The sequence below is a fragment of the Paraburkholderia ginsengisoli NBRC 100965 genome, assembly GCF_000739735.1.
Lineage (GTDB): Bacteria > Pseudomonadota > Gammaproteobacteria > Burkholderiales > Burkholderiaceae > Paraburkholderia > Paraburkholderia ginsengisoli.
The window spans coordinates 693,302-712,561 of record NZ_BBJF01000005.1 but is presented as its reverse complement, the minus strand read 5'-3'; the positions used below and the strand labels follow the sequence as shown (position 1 = coordinate 712,561).

19 protein-coding genes are annotated in these 19,260 nt (G+C 66.3%); 12 read left to right on the top strand and 7 right to left on the bottom strand.

Features of this window, described 5'->3' with window-relative positions:
• Position 1: 1 nt before the first annotated feature.
• The 6 genes from BGI01S_RS12415 to BGI01S_RS12390 form a co-directional block, all read right to left on the bottom strand.
• Entirely contained in the window at positions 2-994 is a 993-nt protein-coding gene (locus BGI01S_RS12415) for a LysR family transcriptional regulator (RefSeq protein ID WP_042325678.1), read from the bottom strand.
• Positions 995-999: 5 nt separating this feature from the next.
• Positions 1,000-1,305, bottom strand: a complete 306-nt coding sequence (locus BGI01S_RS12410; protein ID WP_232624477.1) for a carboxymuconolactone decarboxylase family protein — start codon at positions 1,303-1,305, stop codon at positions 1,000-1,002.
• Positions 1,306-1,464: 159 nt separating this feature from the next.
• Positions 1,465-2,220, bottom strand: coding sequence for a hypothetical protein (locus tag BGI01S_RS12405; RefSeq protein ID WP_042325677.1), 756 nt, complete (start codon positions 2,218-2,220; stop codon positions 1,465-1,467).
• Positions 2,217-3,128 carry a substrate-binding domain-containing protein gene (locus tag BGI01S_RS12400; RefSeq protein WP_042325676.1) on the bottom strand — a complete coding sequence of 304 codons (912 nt, stop codon included), beginning with the start codon at positions 3,126-3,128 and terminating at the stop codon, positions 2,217-2,219. Before BGI01S_RS12400 ends, BGI01S_RS12405 begins: the two co-directional genes overlap by 4 nt.
• 32 nt (positions 3,129-3,160) lie before the next feature.
• Positions 3,161-3,580 carry a c-type cytochrome gene (locus BGI01S_RS12395; RefSeq protein WP_042325673.1) on the bottom strand — a complete coding sequence of 140 codons (420 nt, stop codon included), beginning with the start codon at positions 3,578-3,580 and terminating at the stop codon, positions 3,161-3,163.
• Between the two features lie 168 nt (positions 3,581-3,748).
• Positions 3,749-5,566 (bottom strand): methanol/ethanol family PQQ-dependent dehydrogenase, encoded by a 1,818-nt coding sequence (locus BGI01S_RS12390; RefSeq protein WP_042325671.1) that lies wholly within the window; start codon positions 5,564-5,566, stop codon positions 3,749-3,751.
• Positions 5,567-5,998: 432 nt separating this feature from the next.
• On the opposite strand from BGI01S_RS12390, the gene BGI01S_RS12385 reads away from it, so the two are divergent.
• The 9 genes from BGI01S_RS12385 (at position 5,999) to BGI01S_RS12345 (ending at position 14,293) form a co-directional block, all read left to right on the top strand.
• A complete protein-coding gene (locus BGI01S_RS12385; protein WP_042325669.1) occupies positions 5,999-6,397 on the top strand; it encodes a 4a-hydroxytetrahydrobiopterin dehydratase in 399 nt (132 codons plus the stop codon).
• Between the two features lie 402 nt (positions 6,398-6,799).
• Complete coding sequence (locus tag BGI01S_RS12380) at positions 6,800-7,825, top strand: beta-ribofuranosylaminobenzene 5'-phosphate synthase family protein (RefSeq protein ID WP_042325666.1); 1,026 nt, start codon at positions 6,800-6,802, stop codon at positions 7,823-7,825.
• A 98-nt stretch (positions 7,826-7,923) separates the two neighbouring features.
• A complete protein-coding gene (locus tag BGI01S_RS12375) occupies positions 7,924-8,850 on the top strand; it encodes an NAD(P)-dependent methylenetetrahydromethanopterin dehydrogenase (protein WP_042325663.1) in 927 nt (308 codons plus the stop codon).
• A gap of 14 nt (positions 8,851-8,864) precedes the next feature.
• Positions 8,865-10,124: an ATP-grasp domain-containing protein gene (locus tag BGI01S_RS12370; protein ID WP_042326003.1), complete on the top strand. Its 1,260-nt coding sequence runs from the start codon at positions 8,865-8,867 to the stop codon at positions 10,122-10,124.
• On the top strand, positions 10,099-11,127 hold the full coding sequence (gene mch, locus BGI01S_RS12365) for a methenyltetrahydromethanopterin cyclohydrolase (RefSeq protein ID WP_042326001.1): 1,029 nt from the start codon (positions 10,099-10,101) through the stop codon (positions 11,125-11,127). Before BGI01S_RS12370 ends, mch begins: the two co-directional genes overlap by 26 nt.
• Positions 11,124-12,200: an ATP-grasp domain-containing protein gene (locus tag BGI01S_RS12360; RefSeq protein WP_084585356.1), complete on the top strand. Its 1,077-nt coding sequence runs from the start codon at positions 11,124-11,126 to the stop codon at positions 12,198-12,200. Before mch ends, BGI01S_RS12360 begins: the two co-directional genes overlap by 4 nt.
• Positions 12,193-13,074: a triphosphoribosyl-dephospho-CoA synthase gene (locus BGI01S_RS12355; RefSeq protein ID WP_042325662.1), complete on the top strand. Its 882-nt coding sequence runs from the start codon at positions 12,193-12,195 to the stop codon at positions 13,072-13,074. The genes BGI01S_RS12360 and BGI01S_RS12355 overlap by 8 nt, the downstream gene beginning before the upstream one ends.
• A gap of 162 nt (positions 13,075-13,236) precedes the next feature.
• The gene (fae, locus tag BGI01S_RS12350) at positions 13,237-13,746 is read left to right on the top strand and encodes a formaldehyde-activating enzyme (protein WP_042325660.1); all 510 of its coding nucleotides are present in this window, start codon (positions 13,237-13,239) and stop codon (positions 13,744-13,746) included.
• A 136-nt stretch (positions 13,747-13,882) separates the two neighbouring features.
• Positions 13,883-14,293, top strand: coding sequence for a hypothetical protein (locus tag BGI01S_RS12345; protein WP_042325659.1), 411 nt, complete (start codon positions 13,883-13,885; stop codon positions 14,291-14,293).
• Between the two features lie 89 nt (positions 14,294-14,382).
• On the opposite strand, the gene BGI01S_RS12340 is transcribed toward BGI01S_RS12345, so the two are convergent.
• Positions 14,383-14,874, bottom strand: a complete 492-nt coding sequence (locus BGI01S_RS12340) for a dihydroneopterin aldolase (RefSeq protein ID WP_042325657.1) — start codon at positions 14,872-14,874, stop codon at positions 14,383-14,385.
• 363 nt (positions 14,875-15,237) lie between these two features.
• Here BGI01S_RS12340 and BGI01S_RS12335 point away from each other — a divergent pair, with 363 nt between their 5' ends.
• Genes BGI01S_RS12335 through BGI01S_RS12325 form a run of 3 tightly spaced genes read left to right on the top strand, consistent with a single transcriptional unit; the run spans position 15,238 to position 19,249 of the window.
• Positions 15,238-17,283, top strand: a complete 2,046-nt coding sequence (locus BGI01S_RS12335; protein ID WP_042325655.1) for a sigma-54-dependent Fis family transcriptional regulator — start codon at positions 15,238-15,240, stop codon at positions 17,281-17,283.
• On the top strand, positions 17,280-17,888 hold the full coding sequence (locus BGI01S_RS12330; RefSeq protein ID WP_042325652.1) for a flavoprotein: 609 nt from the start codon (positions 17,280-17,282) through the stop codon (positions 17,886-17,888). Before BGI01S_RS12335 ends, BGI01S_RS12330 begins: the two co-directional genes overlap by 4 nt.
• Positions 17,867-19,249 (top strand): DUF6513 domain-containing protein, encoded by a 1,383-nt coding sequence (locus BGI01S_RS12325; protein ID WP_042325650.1) that lies wholly within the window; start codon positions 17,867-17,869, stop codon positions 19,247-19,249. Before BGI01S_RS12330 ends, BGI01S_RS12325 begins: the two co-directional genes overlap by 22 nt.
• The last annotated feature ends 11 nt before the right edge of the window (positions 19,250-19,260 follow it).

The window sequence follows — 19,260 nt, the reverse complement described above, 5'->3', positions numbered from 1 at the left end:
GTCAGGACCCCACGCCGATCGGAAAACTCGCATAAGGCGCGTACTCGCGCTCCAGATGCGTCGCCGCATGATCCAGCAGAAACTGGCGGAACACGACGCTGGTCGGCGACAGCTGTTTCGAGCGCAGATGCACGATCTGCCATGTGCGTTCGATCGGCGTGCCGTTCACGTCGAGCAATGCGATCTCGCCGGTGCGCAGTTCCAGCAGCAGCGTATGCAGCGAGATCAGGCTCACGCCCATGCCCGCCATCACCGCCTGCTTGATGGTTTCGTTGCTGCCGAGCGTGACGATTTTCGCGGGCGTGAACAGATGCTGACGGAACATCACCTCGGCGGCCATGCGCGTGCCCGAGCCGTGCTCGCGCAACAGAAACGTATCGCCGCGCAGTTCCTGCAGATCGAAGCGGCGCGCGCCGCACAACGGATGATCCAGCGGCGCGATCACCACCTGAGGGTGGCTGGCGAGCGGCTCGGTGGTCGTATCGAGTTCCGGCGGCGGGCGCCCCATGATGGCGAGATCGATCGCGTTGTCCTGCAGCAGACGCAGCAACGCGTCGCGATTGCCGACCGAAAAGTGCACGTCGACCTTCGGGTAGAGATGCGAATAAAGCGCGAGCAGCTTGGGCGCGAAGTAAGTCGCCGAACTGACGATGCCGACCGCGATCGAGCCGCTGTCCGCCTGCTTGAGCGAGGTCATCGCATCTTCGGCGTCCTTGATCTCGCCGAGAATGCGGCTCGCGTGATGCGAGAGCATCTCACCCGCCTCGGTCAACGTGAGCTTGCGCGCGACGCGCTCGAAGAGGCGCAGGCCGATCGCGTCTTCGAGTTGATGAATCTGCATCGAGACGGCCGGCTGGGTCAGATGCAGTTCCTCCGCCGCGCGCGCGAAACTCGTATAGCGGCTCGCCACGACGAAGATCTGCAACTGCCGCAAGGTCAATGAGCGGATGAAGTTCAGATTGACCCGACTCGTCGCGAAGCGCGCGGTCTGCATGTGAACTAGCCGCTCTGCTGGCCGAAGGCGTCGAGCGCGCGGGCCGAGTAGACCAGCGCTGCGCCCGCGTTCAGCGCGATTGCCACCGACAACGCCTCGGCCACCTCTTCGCGGCTCGCCCCCGCGCGCGCGGCGGCGGCGCTATGCAGCGTGAGGCAGCCATCGCAACGGGTGGTGACGGCCACCGCCAGCGCGATCAGCTCGCGCGTCTTCGCGTCCAGATGGCCGGTGCGCGCAGCGGCGCCGTCGAGCGCCTGAAAGCCGGCGAGTGTGGCCGGCGTGGCCGCGCCCAGTGCGCCGATGGCTTCCATCAGTTTCGGGGCGTAGTCTTTGGTGTCGATCAGCATGCAAGCACTCCCTGCAAAAGCGAACTGTCAAACGATGGCGGGCCGGCGCGTCTGCACGAGCACGCGGGCGGACCGCGCCGGAAGTTGAGCTAACGGCGGACCAAGGTCGAGCCAAAGGTCAAGCTAACGACTGGCCCTCGGCGCATTGGACGATTTCAACGGCGCCTTGTCCGGCGTCGGCAATTTGCGCAGCACCGACTGGAAGCTCAGCGACTCCGTGTGCGCCGGATGCGTGAAGTCGTTGTTCGCACCGGGCACGTCGGTGCGAATCAGCAGCACCTGGCCCGGCACGTCATCGGCGAGCAGGAACGTGTAGCGCTTGGCCGTGTATTGCGGGAAGCGCTGCGCGTTCGGGTCGTTCAGGTACGGCTGCACGACGATGCGATGCGCGTTCACCGACTTGCCGCCGCTTTCGGTCGTCACGCTTTCGATGCGCGGTCCCGCCGCGAGCGCAAGTCGCAGCCGCTGCTGAAAATAGCGCCGCTGGCCGCCCGTCAGACCCTGCATCTCCGTGATATCGCGCTCCAGAAAATAGATGATCACCGGATTGCATTGCAGGCCGCCGTTCGGTAACGGCACGCTGCCGCTATGGTCCGACACCTGGGCGTCGCCCTTCACGTTGTCCGCACTGACCACCAGCACCTTCACCACATCCGCATTGCGCGACGGCTGTGCGGAGTCGACCATCGCGTAGTCGAGTTCGGTCTGCGCGGCGACACCGTGCAGATGATCGGTCGTGAAGATCAGGCGTTCGGCCGGCGTGATGCTGTCGGTGCCCGGTGCGTCCGCGGCGTGCGAGGCGGCCGGTGCGATGCACAACGTTCCCATCGTGAGGCATGCCGCCGCCGCGCGAAGCAGGGCGCGTCGCGCACCCGTCATGGCGAAGCGTCGCCGGATTTCGGCGACGGCGTGTCGATCGGTTTGAGCAGTGGCACTTCGTAGCTGGTCAGGATGCTGTCGATCTTGTCGTGGTTCGCGCCGATCCATTGATCCACCTTGTCTTTCCACGCCTTCTCGCCGTAACGCACGCCCATCGAAATCGTATAGTCGAAGCGGATACCGGGGCCTGCCGGAAACGGCACGAGCTTGACGGTATCGCCGGCACGCTTGGCGAAGTAGCCCGCGATCGGCCCCCACAGAAACACCACGTCGACGTTGCCCGCGCGCAGGTCCTGCTCGATCATCTGACCGGGGTATTCCTGCGGATCGCCACTTTGCACCCGGTACGAAACCGCCTGATCGATCAGGTTGTGCGCGAGCAGCCAGTCCACCGCGGGCGTCTGCGAGAAGATGCCGAAGTGCAGTTTCGCCAGCTGTTCCGGCGGCAGCTTGAGCAGGTCGTCGGGCGTATTGATGTTGGCGAACTCGGGGCGCTTCGGGAACACCATCGCGTAGGTCGAGTGCAGATACGGCTGCGTCGTCGAGGTCATGTCGTAACCCTTCGGCACGCCGATGATCAGGTCGCACTTGAAGCGGTCGCTGCCCTCTTCCTTCTCGCGCAGCGTGTGGCGCACGAAGCCCATACGCTGCGGAAAATAGGTGTATTCGAGCTTGTAGCCGAAGTCGCTCGCCATCTGGCTCGCGATCCGGTTCTCGTAGCCCTCGCCCTTGTTGTTGGACAACGGCATGTTGTTCGGGTCCGCGCACACTCTGAGGACGCCGTCCGCGCCGTCGTTGTTGGGCAGCGAGGGGCCGTCCGCCCTGACCGCGGCGCTCGCGAACGCCGCGCAACACAGCGCGGCTGCGCTGAGCGCGGCGTGCACCGACATGCTTCTGGTATCACGCATCGTGAGCCTCCGAAAGAGTTGCGGCGCGGGCCTCATTTGGCATCGATGGCCTGCAGATCGCCGGGCTTGATCTGGCCGTCGGAGCGCCCTTTCAGATACGCATAAAGGTTTTCCCAGTTCTTCTGCATCATCTGGCTCGTGCTGAAATCGGGCATGCCCTTCTCTACCCGGCCGCCGAACACCGTTCGATGAAACTCTGTCTTGTCGAGCGTCTTGAACGCGTCGATCAGCGACGGTCCCACCATGCCCTGCTGCTGCGCTCCGTGGCAGCGTTCGCAGGCGAGCGCGCGCCAGGTTTTCCATCCTTGCAGCGTATTACTGTCGACCTTGCTACCGTCGACCACCTTGTATGCGACCTGCGCAATCGAGGGATTGTTCTGCGCATACCCAACGGGTAGCAGGACAAGTGCCGCGGGCAGTGTCGCGAGCAACAAGATTGATCGGCCTTTCATGCACATGTCTCCTTCGAGATGAGCGGCGCCCCGATGCGCATCTTCGACGCATCGATGAAACGGGCGCGCGCGGGATGATTCGTTCGACCGGCAGGGGACCCGAGGGACGGCCGGTGCGCTCTCGTGCGACGAGCGCGCCAGCCGTGCGGGTCAGTCCGCTGCGGTCATTCAGCTCTTTTCGCCAGGGATCGCGAACACGAAGAGCGTGCCGCCGAGCGCGGTGTACTTCGCCAGTTCACGATAGCCGCCAACTGCGCCCAGACCTTCGTTCGACTTTTCCAGCCCGGCCGCCATGCCGATGCCGGCCCAGCCGCCGATGCCCGAGTACACACCGACGAACTGCTTGCCGCCGTACTCATACGTGAAGACGTTGCCGATGATTCCCGACGGCGTCTTGAAGCGCCACAGTTCCTTGCCGTCCTTGATGCGAACCGCCTTGATGTAGCCTTCGAGCGTGCCGTAGAACGCGACACCGCCGGCTGTGGCGAGCACGCCCGACCACACCGAGAACTTCTCCGGCTTCGAGTAGACGATCTTGCCCTTGCTCGCGTCCCACGCGATGAAGTTGCCCATCGCGTTGTTCTCGTTCGGGCCCGGATACATCGACAGCGTGGCGCCGACATACGGCTGTCCCGACACGTAGTCGACATCGAACGGCTCGTAGTCCATGCAAACGTGGTTGGTCGGCACGAGGAACAGGTTCGTCCCCGGATCGAAGGCCGCCGGCTGCTGGTCTTTCGAACCGAGCGCCGCCGGGCAGATGCCCTTCACGTTGTGATCGGAGCCGGCTGCCTGAGTCGAGTAAGCCGCATTGCGAATCGGCAGACCGCTCTTCAGATCGACGCGATCGGCCCAGTTCACCGCCGGGTCGTACTTCTGCGCGACGAGCAACTGGCCGGTTTCACGATTGAGCGTATAGCCGAAACCGTTGCGGTCGAAGTGGACGATCGAGGGCACCTTCTTGCCGTCGATGTTCAGGTCCGACAGGATCATTTCGTTGACGCCGTCATAATCCCATTCGTCGTGCGGCGTCATCTGGTAGACCCATTTCGCGGTGCCGGTATTCAGGTCGCGCGCGAAGATAGACATCGACCATTTGTTGTCGCCCGGACGTTGCGTCGGATTCCACGTGCCCGGATTGCCCGTGCCGTAGTAGATGAGGTTGAGCTTCGGGTCCCACGCATACCAGCCCCACGTGGTGCCGCCGCCCAGCTTCCACTGGTCGCCCTTCCACGACTTCAGCGACGAGTCCGCGCCCACCGGCACCATCTTGCCGTCGGTATAGGTCATCGTCTTTTGCGGATCGAGCAGCATCTCGTTGTCGGGGCCCGTGCTATAGGCCGTCCAGACCGGCTTGCCGGTCTTGATGTCGTACGCGATCAGACGCCCGCGCACACCGAATTCACCGCCCGAGATACCGGTCAGCACCTTGTCGCCGAAAACGTGCGGCGCGTTGGTGTTGGTTTCACCCGCCTTCGGATTGCCGTTCTGCGCGGTCCACACCACGTCGCCCGTCTTCGCGTTCAGCGCGACGAGTTTGGTGTCGGCCTGTTGCAGGAAGATCTTGCCGTCGCCGTAAGCGAGACCGCGGTTGACGGTATCGCAGCACATCACGGAGACGACCTGCTCGTCCTGTTTCGGTTGATACTGCCAGGCGAAAGTCTGGTCCTTCAGGTTGATCGCGATGACCTTGTTGGGGAACGGCGAGTGGATATACATCGTGTCGCCGATCACGAGCGGCGAGCCTTCGTGGCCGCGCAGCACGCCAGTGGACATGGTCCACGCAACCTGCAGCTTGCCGACGTTGTTCTCGTTGATCTGTTTGAGCGGGCTGTAGCGGTGATTTGCATAATCGCCCGCCTGGGCCGCCCAGTTGGATGGATTCTTCATCAGGCCGTCGAGCTGCGGATCGGCCTGTGCGACGATAGAGCTAAAGGCTGCCGATGCGAGGATCGCGAGCCCAAGAACCGTGGTGCGTAAGTTCATGTCTCCTCCAGAATTGTCCTGCTGTTCAACTCACGAATGACCCACGCTACCTCGCACGCATCGTGCGCGCCTTCCGAGTGCAGGTAACGATCAACGCCCTATCCCGATTCGACGTCGGGCTTCGCGGCGCATGAAAGGCCAACGCATATTCCATGCCGGTTTGTCGGGACGGTCGCCGGCGTGGCGCACGCGCAGCCTGTAACGCGAGTCGCGCGTCGCGCGGCGCGGCTTGCACGCTGCGCGTTCATGACGACGGGGTGACACGCGTGACCCGGTTCCGCGACGCGCTGCGACACATACTGTGTCACGTCCGCGATACGAACCGTGTCCTTTGCGAGTCACGCCTCGCGGGTCGCGGCGCGGCGCAATTGGCGCGGCACTTGCAGCAGTTCGTCGTTCGGCGGGCGGTTCCCGCATCCGAGGAGCAAGGTCATGGCAAAGGCAGAGCAGGTCTATTCAGACGACGAGATCCAGCAACGCCTCGTCGGTCCGCTGCAACACTGGTATCTCGAGGACGGCTGGCTGCGGCGCAAGTACCGCACCGAAGGCTGGAAAGGCACGCTGATGGTGGTCAACACAGTGGGGCATCTCGCGGAAGCCGCGTGGCATCATCCGGATCTGACGGTCTCCTACGCATTCGTGACCGTGAAGCTCAAGACACATACCGCGAAGGGCATCACCGACAAGGACTTCGCGCTCGCGACGAAAATCGAATCGGTGATCCATTGGCAACCCGGCCTGGAGGACGGCCCGCTCGAAGGCACGCCGTCCGACGATCAGCGTTTCCGCTATATCAAGTACGACGCGCCTAAAACCGCGCAGGGGGAATGACGCGGAGGCTTGCGGCGAGCCGCCGAGACACCGAGTGACACAGTGCACCTTCGGCGTCACACAGCGTCCACGCACGGACGGGACACGATGGAGTCCGAAGCGCTGCCGGCGAACTCCTACGCATGGGTTGGCTTCGCGCAGCTTCGTTTCGCGCCGGCGCTGCGCGACGAACGAAAGCTCGGTCGACCACCGCCGTACTCCCGCACGCATGACATCGCTCGACGATCACCGCGCCCAGCCCGCGCGCGACTCGCCATCGGCCGCACGTTGGCGACGGCGGCCGGGGCCCGCGCCTGGTACGCCTTCTGCTTGAACTCGCCGGCGCACTGCCGTCATGGCCCGCGCCGCAGTCCGGCGCCCTTCGGCCAAACCCTGTTCAGCGCACCCACAAGGACACTTGCGATGCCGCTTCAGCTTCGCCGCCTCCCGCCTCACACGGCCGTCACGATCGATGCGCCCGCGCGGCTGCATCTGGGTTTTCTCGACCCGAACGCATCGCTGGGACGCGCGTTCGGCAGCCTGGGACTGGTGATCGACACGCAGGGTACGCGCCTCGAAGCGCGGCACGCGGAGCGCGAGCAGATCGGCGGCGCCGTGAGCGACGCGGACCGCGTGCGCATCGCGCATTGTCTCGCGCGCTTGCAGGCCGCGTACGGACCCGCGCCGGTCGCGATCGACGTCACCCACATGCCGCGCGCGCACACCGGCCTCGGCTCCGGCACGCAACTGGCGCTCGCGGTCGGCACGGCGTTCGTGCGGCTGCTCGGCCATCCGGCGAGCAGCGCCGAACTCGCGGCGTTGCTCGGGCGGGGCGCGCGTTCCGGCATCGGCATTCTGGGCTTCGACGCGGGCGGCCTGCTGCTGGACGGCGGACCGGCCGGCATGCATCAGCGAGGCGTGCCGCCGCTGCTCGCGCGCCAGCCGTTCCCCGACGAATGGCGCGTGCTCCTCGTGAGCGACCACGCCCGCGAAGGTTTGCACGGCGCCGAGGAGCGGCGCGCCCTTGCCTCGCTCGCACCGTTTCCGCAGCACCTCGCCGCGCACCTGTGCCATCTGGTGCTGATGCGAATTCTGCCAGGCGCCGCCGAGCGCGACTTCGCGCCGTTCGCGCAGGGCTTGACCGAACTGCAGCAGATCATCGGCGAGTATTTCGCCAGTGCGCAAGGCGGCGTGTTCGCCAGCCCCGACGTCGAGCGCGTGCTGCGCGCGGTCGCCGCCGAGCGAGCCGTGGGCCTCGGCCAGACCTCGTGGGGCCCGACGGGCTTTGCGATCGTCGCAAGCGCAAGCGATGCCGAGCACGCGCTCAGCACCGCGCGCGAAGCGGCGCGCGCGCTGCCGCATATCGAATGCACGGTCGTCACCGGACGCAATAGCGGCGCGGCGATCCGCTGCGCCGGCGCGCACGCGCGACGGAGCGACGCCGCATGACTTCCTCCCGGATCTCCGCCCGTCGCGGGCCGCGCGCGCGGCGTCGCTGCCGGCGCGGTCCGCGGGATTGCCACTAAAACCGAAACGAGCCTGCCGCCATGTCCGAAACCATTGAAAGGCCCTACATCCTGCACATGTTCACGGCCACTCCGCAGATGAGTCCGTTCGACGTCAACATGGCCGCCGACGCCGGCTACCAGGTCATCGTGCCGTACTGCAACGTTCAACCGGCGATGGTCGCGAACCTGACTCAGGACGCGATCTTTTCGCGGGGTCCGAAAGGCGTGTCGCGCACCGGCATCTTCATCGGCGGACGCGACGTGATGCAGGCCGCCGACATGCTTGATTCCGCGCGCAAGGCGATGGTGCCGCCGTTCGAGGTGTCGGTGTTCGCCGATCCGAGCGGCTCGTATACGACGGCCGCCGCCGCCGTCGCGCTGGTCGAACGGCATCTGGGCAAGCAGCACGGCATGGAACTGGGCGGCAAGCGCGTGCTGATTCTCGGCGGCACCGGCGCGGTGGGCCGGGTGGCGGCGGCGATGGCCGCGTCGCGCGGCGCCGACGTGACGATAGCGAGTCATCACGATCAGGCGCGCGCGCTCGGCGTGTCGGCCGAAATCAACCAGCGCTTCGGGATCGTGACCAACGGCATTAGCGTCGCGACCCCGGACGAATTGCGCGATGCGCTGGCCGACGCGGAGATCGTGCTCGCCACCGCCGTGGCGGGCGTGCAGGTGATCGGCCCCGACGACCTCGCGTTCGCGAAGCGGTTGCTGATCGCCGCGGACGTCAACGCCGTGCCGCCGGAAGGCATCGCCGGCGTCAACGTGATGAACGACGGCAAGCCGATCGACGGCGTGCCCAATGCGGGCGCGGTCGGCATCGGCGCGCTGGCGATCGGCAACGTCAAATACCAGGTCGAGCATCGGCTCTTCATGCGCATGCGCACCGGCGGCAAACCGGTCTACCTGGGTTTCCCGCAAGCATTCGACGAAGCGCGCGCGGTCGCCGCCGGCCTGGGCTGAGCCCACTCGTGACGATGCTTCGGCACCCGCCCGCCCATGTCCACGCGCATACGCTTGCGCCGTTCGTCGCGGTAGCCGGACTGTCCGCGCGCCTGCTCGCGCAATCCGCCGCGCGCGCGGGCTTGCGGGTCGCCGCGCTCGACCTCTTCGGCGATCGCGATACCCGCGAGGCCGCCGAACTGTGGTGCGAGATCGGCGCAGGCACAGGCGCGTTGACGATCGACCGCGAACGGCTCGTTGACGCGTTGCAACGCGTCGCGCGTCTGCCGCATTTTCTCGGCTGGATCGGTGGCGGCGGGCTGGAGCCGCTGATCGCGCAACTGTGCGATGCACCGGGTTTGCCCCGCTTCATCGGCAATACGGCTCAGGCGAGCGCCGCCGTGCGCGAGCCGCGCCGCTTCTTCGCGCTGCTCGACGAGCTCGCAATCCCGCATCCCGCTGTGTCGTTCACGCGGCCCGAGACGCCTGAAGGCTGGTTGTTCAAACACGCGGACGGCTGCGGCGGCACACACATCGAAGCGGTTGAGGCGCCCGGCGCGGAGCGCGCGACAGCGCACGAGCCCGCGCAAGGCTCGCCGGGTTACTACCAGCGAATGGGCAACGGCCGGTCCTTATCGACGCTGTTCATCGGCGCGCACGGCCGGGCGCAGTTGCTCGGTTTCGCCGAGCAACTCACCTGCACGCTCGGCGCTCTCGCGTTCGTGCACGCCGGCTCGATTGGTCCGATCGACGTGCCGCCGCCGGTCGCCGCGCGCGTGCAGGCCGCCGTCGACGCGCTCTGTGCACGAACGGGTCTCGTGGGCCTCAACAGTTGCGACTTCCTGCTCGACGGCGACGCGTTCGAAGTGCTCGAAATCAACGCGCGGCCTTCGTCCACGATGGCGCTGTACGAGACCGCATCGCCCGATGCGTGGCCGCGCGGCTTGCTCGCGTGCCATCTCGATGCATGCCGCTTCGGCCGCCTGCCGTCGGGCGCGAGCCTGGCACTCGCGAGCCGGCCGCGCTGGCGCGTGGGTCAACGCGTGCTGTTCGCGCCGAGGGCGTTCACCGTTTCGGCCAACTTTTCCGACGCCTGTCTGCGCGACCCTCAGTGTTGCGACGTGCCGATGCCCGGCACGCGCATCGACGCGGGGCAGCCTGTTTGCACGCTGCTCGTGCGCGCTGCGTCGGTGGACGCGGTGCCGCGCGCGCTCGATGCGCAGCGCGCCGTCGTCCTGCAACGAATCGAAACCTGCGATGAACCCGACCATGTCTGCCTCCACACCCACGCCTGACAATTCCCCACCAACCGTCGCCCCCAGCGTCAACGCGCTGAGCGAGCGGCTCGTCGCCCGGCTGCTCGACGATGCAGCGCGCCTCGGCGTCTCGATCACGCGCACGCCGGGCGGGACCGTGATCGCCGACGCCGGCGTCGCCGCGCCCGGCAGCATCGAAGCCGGCGTGCTAATCGCGCGCATCTGCATGGGCGGCCTCGGCCGCGTCGGCGTGCGCTCGAACTTCGACGCCGCGCCGCTCTGGCCGACGATGATCGAAGCGCGCACGTCGTCGCCGGTGCTGGCCTGCCTCGGCAGCCAGTACGCGGGCTGGAGTCTGTCGGCCACGAAGGAACAGACCGGCGGCAAGAAGTTCTTCTCGCTCGGCTCCGGTCCGGCGCGCGCACTGGCCGTCAAGGAGCCGCTGTTCGCCGAACTCGGCTATCGCGACCGCCACGAGCGCGGCGTGCTGGTGCTCGAGGTCGACCGGATGCCGCCGCAGTTCGTGATCGACAAGGTGCTGCACGATTGCGGCCTCGCGCCCGACGGCCTCACGCTGATCGTCACGCCGACACAGTCTGTCGCGGGAACGGTACAGGTCGTGGCGCGCGTGCTCGAAGTGGCGCTGCACAAGACGCACGTGCTCGGCGTGCCGCTCGACGAAGTGGTCGAAGGCGCGGGCTCGGCCCCGTTGCCGCCGCCCGCACCCGACGGTATTCAGGCGATGGGCCGCACCAACGATGCGATTCTCTACGGCGGCCGCGTGCATCTGACCGTGAAGCATGACGAAGTCGCGCGGCGTCTCGCTGACAGCCTGCCCGCCGCGAATTCGCGCGACTACGGCCGGCCGTTCGCGGATATCTTCACGTCGTTCAACTTCGACTTCTACCAGATCGACCCGGCGCTGTTCGCGCCCGCCGAAGTCTGGGTGAGCAGCCTCGAAAGCGGCGCGACCTATCACGGCGGGCGAATCGAAAGCGCATTGCTGCAGGCTCAATGGGGCGGCAAGGCGGCCGCGCCATGACGCTCACGCGAGCCAGCGCGGGTCCGCACGCGGCCGCGGACACAACGACGGACGCAGCGCCCGACGCGAATCCCCACGTGACGCACGCAGGCGTACGCATCGCGATCCTCACCGACGAAACCGGCTGGCACACCGGCCGCCTGAAGAAAGCGTTCCGCGCGCGCGGCGCGCAAGCGCGCTGCGTCGATCTCGCGGATTGCCGTATCGACACCACGTGGCAACCTCACGGTCTCGTGGTGCCGGGCTTCGGTCACACGCTGCCGGATGCGGTCTTCGTGCGCGGCATTGCCGGCGGCACCTTCGAGCAGGTGACGCTGCGGCTCGGCATCCTGCACGCGCTGCGCGAGTCGGGCGTGCCGGTTTACAACGACGCGCGCGCGATCGAGCGCAGCGTCGACAAATCGATGACCAGCTTCCTGCTGCACCGCGCGGGCGTGCCGACTCCGGCGACGTGGGCCGTCGAGTCGTCGGCCTTCGCACAGCGCGTATTGATGCGCGAAGCGGCCGCTGGCCGTCAGGTGGTGCTCAAGCCGCTGTTCGGCTCGCAGGGTCACGGACTCAAACGGCTCGGCGCACGCCGGGGCGGACTCGCGCCGTTGCCGTCGCTGGGTCCGTACCGGCAGGTCGCTTATCTGCAGCGCTATGTCGCCGGCGAGCGGCCCGGCTTCGACTGGCGCGTGATGGTGATCGGCGGCCGCGCGGTGGCGGCGATGCGGCGCGTGGGCGGCAAAGGCTGGATTCACAACTTCGCGCAAGGCGCAGTCTGCGAGCCGGCCGACCTCGCCGCGCCGCTCGCGCAAACGGCCGTGCAGGCGGCCGCCGCGCTCGGTCTCGACTATGCCGGCGTGGACCTGATCCCCAATCCCGACGACGCCGCGCGCCCGCTCGTGCTCGAAGTCAACGGCGTGGCCGCATGGCGCGGCTTGCAGTCGGTCACGCCGGTGGACCTCGCGGCGGCGCTCGTCGACGATCTGCTCGATCGCAAGCTGGCGGCGCAGCGGCGTTTGCTGGACCAGACGGACCCAGCCGCCGTGGACGTGGCTGTGGCCGCATTGCGCGGACGTCATGCCTGAGCCCACCACCGCGCTCGCGCCCGGCCAGATTCGCGCGGCGTTCCTGCGTGCCTGCGCACTCGACGTCGCCACGCCGAAGCCCGGCAACGTCAGCATCCAAAGCCCCGGACACGGGATGAACGCGGCGCAGTTCCTCAGCAGCGCGCAGGCCACGGCTGACGCGCTGCTCGCGCGCGGCGCGCCGGTCGGCCGACGCATTCTCGAAGCGGTCACGCTCACACGCGAGGCGGTTGGCTGCAACACCAATCTCGGCATCGTGCTGCTGGTCGCGCCGCTCGCCGCCGCGCTGGACGACATCGGGCCGGCACTGTCGGCGCAGGCGTGGCGCGCGGCCACCGGGCGCGTGCTGGCGGCGCTCGACGTCGACGACGCCCGCCTCACCTATCGCGCGATCGCCCTCGCCAATCCGGGCGGACTCGGCGACGTGCCCGAGCAATCGGTCCATGCGCCGCCGACCATCGGCCTGCGCGCCGCGATGCAACTCGCGAGCGAACGCGACAGCATCGCGCGCCAGTACGCGAACGGCTTTCACGACATCTTCGAAACGGGGCTCGCCGCCTATCGCGAAGTACCGGGCGGCGCGTCCGGGGCGGCGATGCTCGACGTGTTCCTCGCGTTCCTCGCCGGCTGGCCCGACTCACACATTGTGCGCAAGCACGGCATGGCGCTGGCGCAGAGTGTCACGCTTGCGGCACGCGAGCATCGCGCGCGCCGTCGGCAAACGTCGCTCGATACACCACCGCACGCGGACGCGTCCGCGCAACTCGATGCATGGGACACCGAACTGAAAGCCCGTGGAATCAATCCCGGCACCAGCGCGGATCTGGCGGTGGCGACGCTGTTGGTCGCCGCCTGTCTCGACGATAGCGGCTGACGCATCCGCTTCATGTTGTGTGGGCCGTGTAGGCCGTGCACTGGCACGGAACATGTTAGTTAGTACCGCCGTGCATCAATACGCCGCCGTGCGATGCAGGTTCTGGACGATCGCAGGCGGCGGCTAAACAGCAGGTCCGTAACCACTCATCGGAGGAACAGAATGGCCAAGATCAACCGCGTCATGATCGGAGAGTCGCTCGTCGGCGACGGCAACGAGGTCGCGCATATCGACTTGCTGATCGGACCGCGAGGTTCGGCTGCGGAAATCGCGTTCTGCAATGCACTGACCAACAATAAGGATGGCTTCACATCTTTGCTCGCAGTCGTCGCACCGAATCTTCTCACCAAGCCGAATACGATCCTCTTCAACAAGGTGACGATCAAGGGCGCGAAGCAGGCGGTCCAGATGTTCGGCCCTGCGCAGCACGCGGTTGCCCTTGCGGTCGCCGACAGCGTCGAGGACGGCACCATCCCGAAGGACGAGGCCGACGATCTGTTCCTGTGCGTCGGCGTCTTCATTCACTGGCAGGCGGATGACGACAAGAAGATCCAGCAGTTCAACTACCAGGCCACGCGCGAGGCGATCAAGCGCGCGGTCAACGGCGAGCCGAGCGCCGCGGAAGTGGTGGCGAAGAAAGGCAGCGTCGCGCACCCGTTCGCACCGAACTGACCACGCACGGCACGGGAGGATACGCGGCGCTTCGGGCCGCCTCCTCCCGTCCCCAGCGGCCCTTGCCGCCTCCGTTCGCGAGGCCCACAGCAGACCCGTTCGTGAAGCAGTCTCAATGCTCCCGCAGAGGCATGAAATGACCATCAGATGTCGCGCGCTGCTCGCCTTCACCTGCCTGGCGCTGGCAGGACCGCTTGCCCGGGCGGCCGGCGATGCGCCCAGCTCGCCCGCTCCGGCCGGCGGCTACAACTACCCGACTCAGGGCCGCGTCGAATATGTGCTGACCTGCATGGACGACAACGGTCACGATTTCGCCAACGTCTATAAATGCTCGTGTGTGATCGACAAGATGGCTGCGGCGCTGCCCTACGACGAATTCGTCGACCAGTCGACCTTCTCGAAGTACGCGACGCTCGGCGGTGAAGGCGGCGCGGAATTCCGCGTCGATCATGCGAAGTCGCAAACGAAGAAATTCCGCACGCTGCAAACGACCGCGTATCAGGCATGCGGACTCGGTCCGCAGAAGACGCCCACGATCGCGAAGTGATGCGCCGCACCACGCAGGCGCGGCGTGCGCCGCGTGTGCGTCGTGCGACTGCGGCGCATCCACCGTTGCGCCGCTTAGGCCGCTGCCGTTCAGTTCGGTATCAGTCCCTCTCCCAGCGACGCGTAGCTGACGACGCCGACCCCGTTCGTCGGCGGATCGCTGCGTCGGCGTTCGATCTGCACGCCCACCGCCGCGACGTCGTCGAACTTGGCCGGCTTCGCGAGCGAGACCCGCACCCAGTGCGCGCCGAAGTCGGCAATCAGCAATTGCGCGATGTTCTCCGCGAGCGCTTCGAGCAGACGAACCCGATGCGACGCGAACAGATCGAGCAGCGCGTCGCGCACGGCCGCATAGTTGATGGTGTCTTCGATCCGGTCCGTCGTGCACGCGCGGATCGCGGGTACGCCGATCGCGAGGTTCATGCGCACGGGTTGCGGAACATGTAGCTCGCTGCTGTCGATACCGATGACCGTCTGGCCTGTGAAGTTTTCGATGAAGACGATGTCCATACGCTCCGGCAACGCGCCGGCGTCAGCGATGTCAGGGAAAGCGGCAAGGCGAACGGTATCGATACGATCCATGGTGTACTCCGCCGCGACGCGGCTCCGGGTTAATACGGGTTAGTCCTGCTGATTACGAACGGCGGCGACGGCTTCGGCACACTGTGTGCCGAAGCTGCAACAACGCGGTCGAATAAGGCGGCCCACGACGCAACGAACAGAGAAAAGCAAATATCGGGCACAGTGCGTTGAGATAATGCGACTTCTTGTTGAACCAAACCGACATCGGGCGTAGAGTTTTAAATACCCGCCTGATAAAGGCCGGTCGCGCAGGTGCATGCGAACACAGACGAATTCGCAGCGCCAGGGGAATACAGGATTGATAAAGCGGCATTCGCGGCGCGCTAATAGCGGGTCCGAAATGACGCAACGGAGACAAACCCCATGTCGTTGCTCGCTGACAGCAGTACGCACGTCCGAGAGGTGTTGAACGTCGTCCATCATCAGTTGACGACCCGCCCGACGAGCGAACCCGTCGCCCAATCGTGGACGCGCTGCATCAACGAATTCCAGCTTGACCCTTCCCGTTTCGTCACGCCACCGGTCCTCACGCAGTACGAATTAAGTGCGCGCCGCGAAGCGCTCGGCGATCTGATCGCCTGTTCGAAGCTCGAAATGACGACGCTCTATCAGCAACTGGCCGACCCCGAACTCGCGGTCGTGCTCGTCGATGCGGGCGGCGCGATCGTGCATCAGGTGTCGTCGGTGCCGTTCGCCGAAGCGGTCGCCGACGACGGCTTCCGGGTCGGCGCGCTCTGGAGCGAACGCGAAGCCGGCACCAACGGCATGGGCACCTGTCTCGCCGAGCGCGATTGCATCGCCGTGTGTCAGCACGAGCATTTCTATCCGCGCTATACGTCGCTCACCTGCTCCGCCGCGCCGATCTTCGACGACAGCGGCGAGATTGCCGGCGTGCTCGACGTCACGAGCCGCTCGAAGTTATTGCAACAGCACTCGCTGGTCCTGGTCGGCATGTCGCGGCAGATGATCGAAAACCGTTTGCTCGACGCGCGTTATCGTCACGCGAACATGATCCACTTTCACAGCCGGCCGGAATTCGTCGGCACGCTGCACGGCGGCAAGCTCGCAGTGGCGGACGACAGCACCGTGCTCGCCGCCAATCGCAGCGCGCTGTTCCAGCTTGGCTTCCGGTCCCTGAGCGAACTGCGCGGTCGCCGCATCGAAGAAGCGTTCAACGCGTCGCTCGAAGACATGATCGCGCGCAGCATTCGCGGCTCGTTCCATCCGGTCACGGTGTACAGCGCGAACGCGACCAACCGCTTCTTCCTCGTCGCGCAGACCTCGCAAAATAACAGCGGGCGCGTCGCGCGCGTGCTGTCGAACGAGGCGCCCGCCGCGCGCACCAGCGCGCCCGAAAAGCGCCCGCCGCCCAAGCTCGACGAGATCGCGCACCTGGAGTTCGGCGACCCGCGCATGGCTTCGCAAATCCAGCTCGCCGCACGCGTGATTCAACGCAAGATTCCGATCGTGCTGCGCGGACAAACCGGCACCGGCAAGGAAGTGTTCGCGCAGGCGCTGCATAGCATCAGCCCGCACGCCGAGGGGCCGTTCGTTCCGGTCAACTGCGCGTCGCTGCCCGAGAACCTGATCGAGAGCGAACTGTTCGGCTATCGCGCCGGCGCGTTCACCGGCGCGCAACGCGAAGGACGGCGCGGCAAAATCGTGCAGGCCAACGGCGGCACACTCTTTCTCGACGAGATCGGCGACATGCCGCTCGTGTTGCAGGCGCGGCTGTTACGCGTGATCGAGGAACACGAAGTCACGCCGCTCGGCGCCGAAACCACCGTCAAGGTCAATTTCCAGTTGATCAGCGCGAGTCACCGCAATCTGCTCGAACTCGTGCATAGCGGATTGTTCCGCGAGGATCTGTATTACCGGCTCAAGGGTGTCGAACTGAATTTGCCGCCGCTGCGCGAGCGGCTCGACAAGCTGCCGCTGATCCACCATCTGCTTGCGAACGAGACCGACGATCCGCCCGAGCTGAGCCCGGAAGCCGAACATGCGCTGCTCACTTACGCATGGCCCGGCAACATCCGGCAATTGCGTCACGTGTTGCAGATGGCGATCGCGCTGTCCGACGGCCAGCCGATTCGTTGCGAGGACCTGCCGCCCGAGATCACGCAGCGGACCTCGGCGGCCGACATGCCGACCGCGTTGCGCCTTCACAGCGCGGACATGGACGCGCATCTCGCCGACGACGCCGACATCTCCGCGCTCAACGCGATCCAGCTGAACGAGCGCGAGACCGTGCTGTCGCTGCTCGACGAGCACCGCTGGAACGTCAGCAACGTTGCGAAGGCGCTCGGCATCAGCCGCAACACGCTGTACCGCAAGATGCGCCGGCTGCATATCCGGCTCTCGCATGAGGGCTCGTCGTCCGACGGAATGCCGCTCGATCTCGACGCATGACGCCAACGCAGCCCCCGACGCCCGCGCGCGATCTCGCGGACTTCAAGCCGGACGCGCGCTTCGCGTGGTGCGTGACCGGCTCCGGCCATCTGCTCGAAGAGTCGATCGCGCTCGCGCTGCAATTGCCGGGTGTAGACCTGTTCCTGTCCGCGGCCGCCGAGGAAGTGCTGCCGCTATACGGCTGGCCGATCGACAAGCTGCGCGAAAAGTTTCGCGTGCTGCGCGACAACAGCGCGAGCGGCGTGCCGGTCGGCATGCTCTATCACGGCGTCTATCACACGGTCGTGATCGCGCCCGCCACCAGCAACACGGTCGCCAAATGCGCGTATGGCATCTCCGATACGCTGCCGACCAACATGTACGCGCAGGCCGGTAAGCAATGTATTCCAGGCATCGTCTTTGCATGCGACACCGAACCGACCGTGATCACGGAGAGCCCCGACGAATGGGTCGAACTGCGGCCGCGGGCGATCGAACTCGACAACGTTGAGCGACTGTCGCGCTTCGAACATACGACGCTCGTCCGCTCGCTCGACGAACTGAAAGCGGCGCTCGATCAACGCCTGTCGACTCTCGCTCTCGCATGGACCACATCCTCTTCCTGACTGGCCGGCTTGCCGAACCGAGCCTGCTGCGCGTGCTCGACAGCATGGCGCCCACACCGTTCAGTTGGGAGGTCCGCGAGATCGGGCTGCAGGTCGCGGCGTTAATGACGGCCGACATGATTCAGCGTCGCGTGCCTACGCCGCTGAACGCGCAACGGGTGATCGTGCCCGGCCGTTGTCGTGGCGATCTCGATGCGCTCGCCAGTCACTATGGCGTGCCGTTCGAACGCGGACCCGACGAGGTCAAGGACCTGCCGCAATTTTTCGGCCGCAAGGCGAAACCATTCGACCTGAGCCGCTACGAGACCGAGATTTTTGCGGAGATCGTCGATGCGCCGCGCCTCGACGTCGACGGCATCGCGAGCCGTGCGCGCGAGTATGCGGCTCAGGGCGCGGACGTGATCGACATCGGCTGCCTGCCTGAGACGCCGTTTCCGCATCTCGAGGACGCGGTTCGCCGGCTGAAGGCCGAAGGCTACCGCGTGAGCGTCGATTCGATGCGCACCGACGAGTTGGTGCGCGGCGGCCGCGCGGGCGCCGACTATCTGATGAGCCTGAACCTCGACACGCTATGGATCGCCGACGAAGTGCCGTCGACGCCGATCCTCGTCGCGCGCGAACCCGGCGACCCGGCCTCGCTCGACGCCGCGATCGAGCAACTCGCCGCGCGCGGCCGCGCGTTTCTCGCCGATCCGATTCTCGACCCGATTCCGTTCGGGCTTGCGGCGTCGATTGCGCGCTACGTGCGTTTGCGCGAACGCTATCCCGACATCGCGATCATGATGGGCATCGGCAACGTGACGGAGTTGACCGAAGCCGACACCAGCGGCATCAACGCGGTGCTGCTCGGCATGGCCGCCGAATTGCGGATCGGCGCGGTGCTCACGACGTCGGTGAGTCTGCATGCGCGGCGCGCGCTGCGCGAAGCGGACGTTGCTCGCCGCGTGATGCACGCCGCGCGCGAAGCCCAGGTGCTGCCCAAAGGCATCAGCGGCGATCTGGCGACGGTCCACGCGAAACGCCCGTTTCCGTATAGCGCCGACGAGATCGACGAATTCGCGCGTGGCGTGCGCGATCCGAATTTCCGCGTGCAGATCAGCGCAGACGGCATCCACGTCTACAACCGCGACGGCCACCGGCGCGGCGACGACCCGTTCGCGCTCTATCCGCAACTCAGTCTGGAGAACGACGGCGGGCACGCGTTCTATATGGGCGTGCAACTCGCGCGCGCGGAGATTGCGTGGCGGCTCGGCAAGCGTTTCGACCAGGACCAGCCGCTCGATTGGGGCTGTGCGGTCGACCGGCCCGAAGAAGACCTGCTCGCGTGGCGCGCCCCCGGCGAGACGATGAAGAAAGACTGACGAACGCTCAC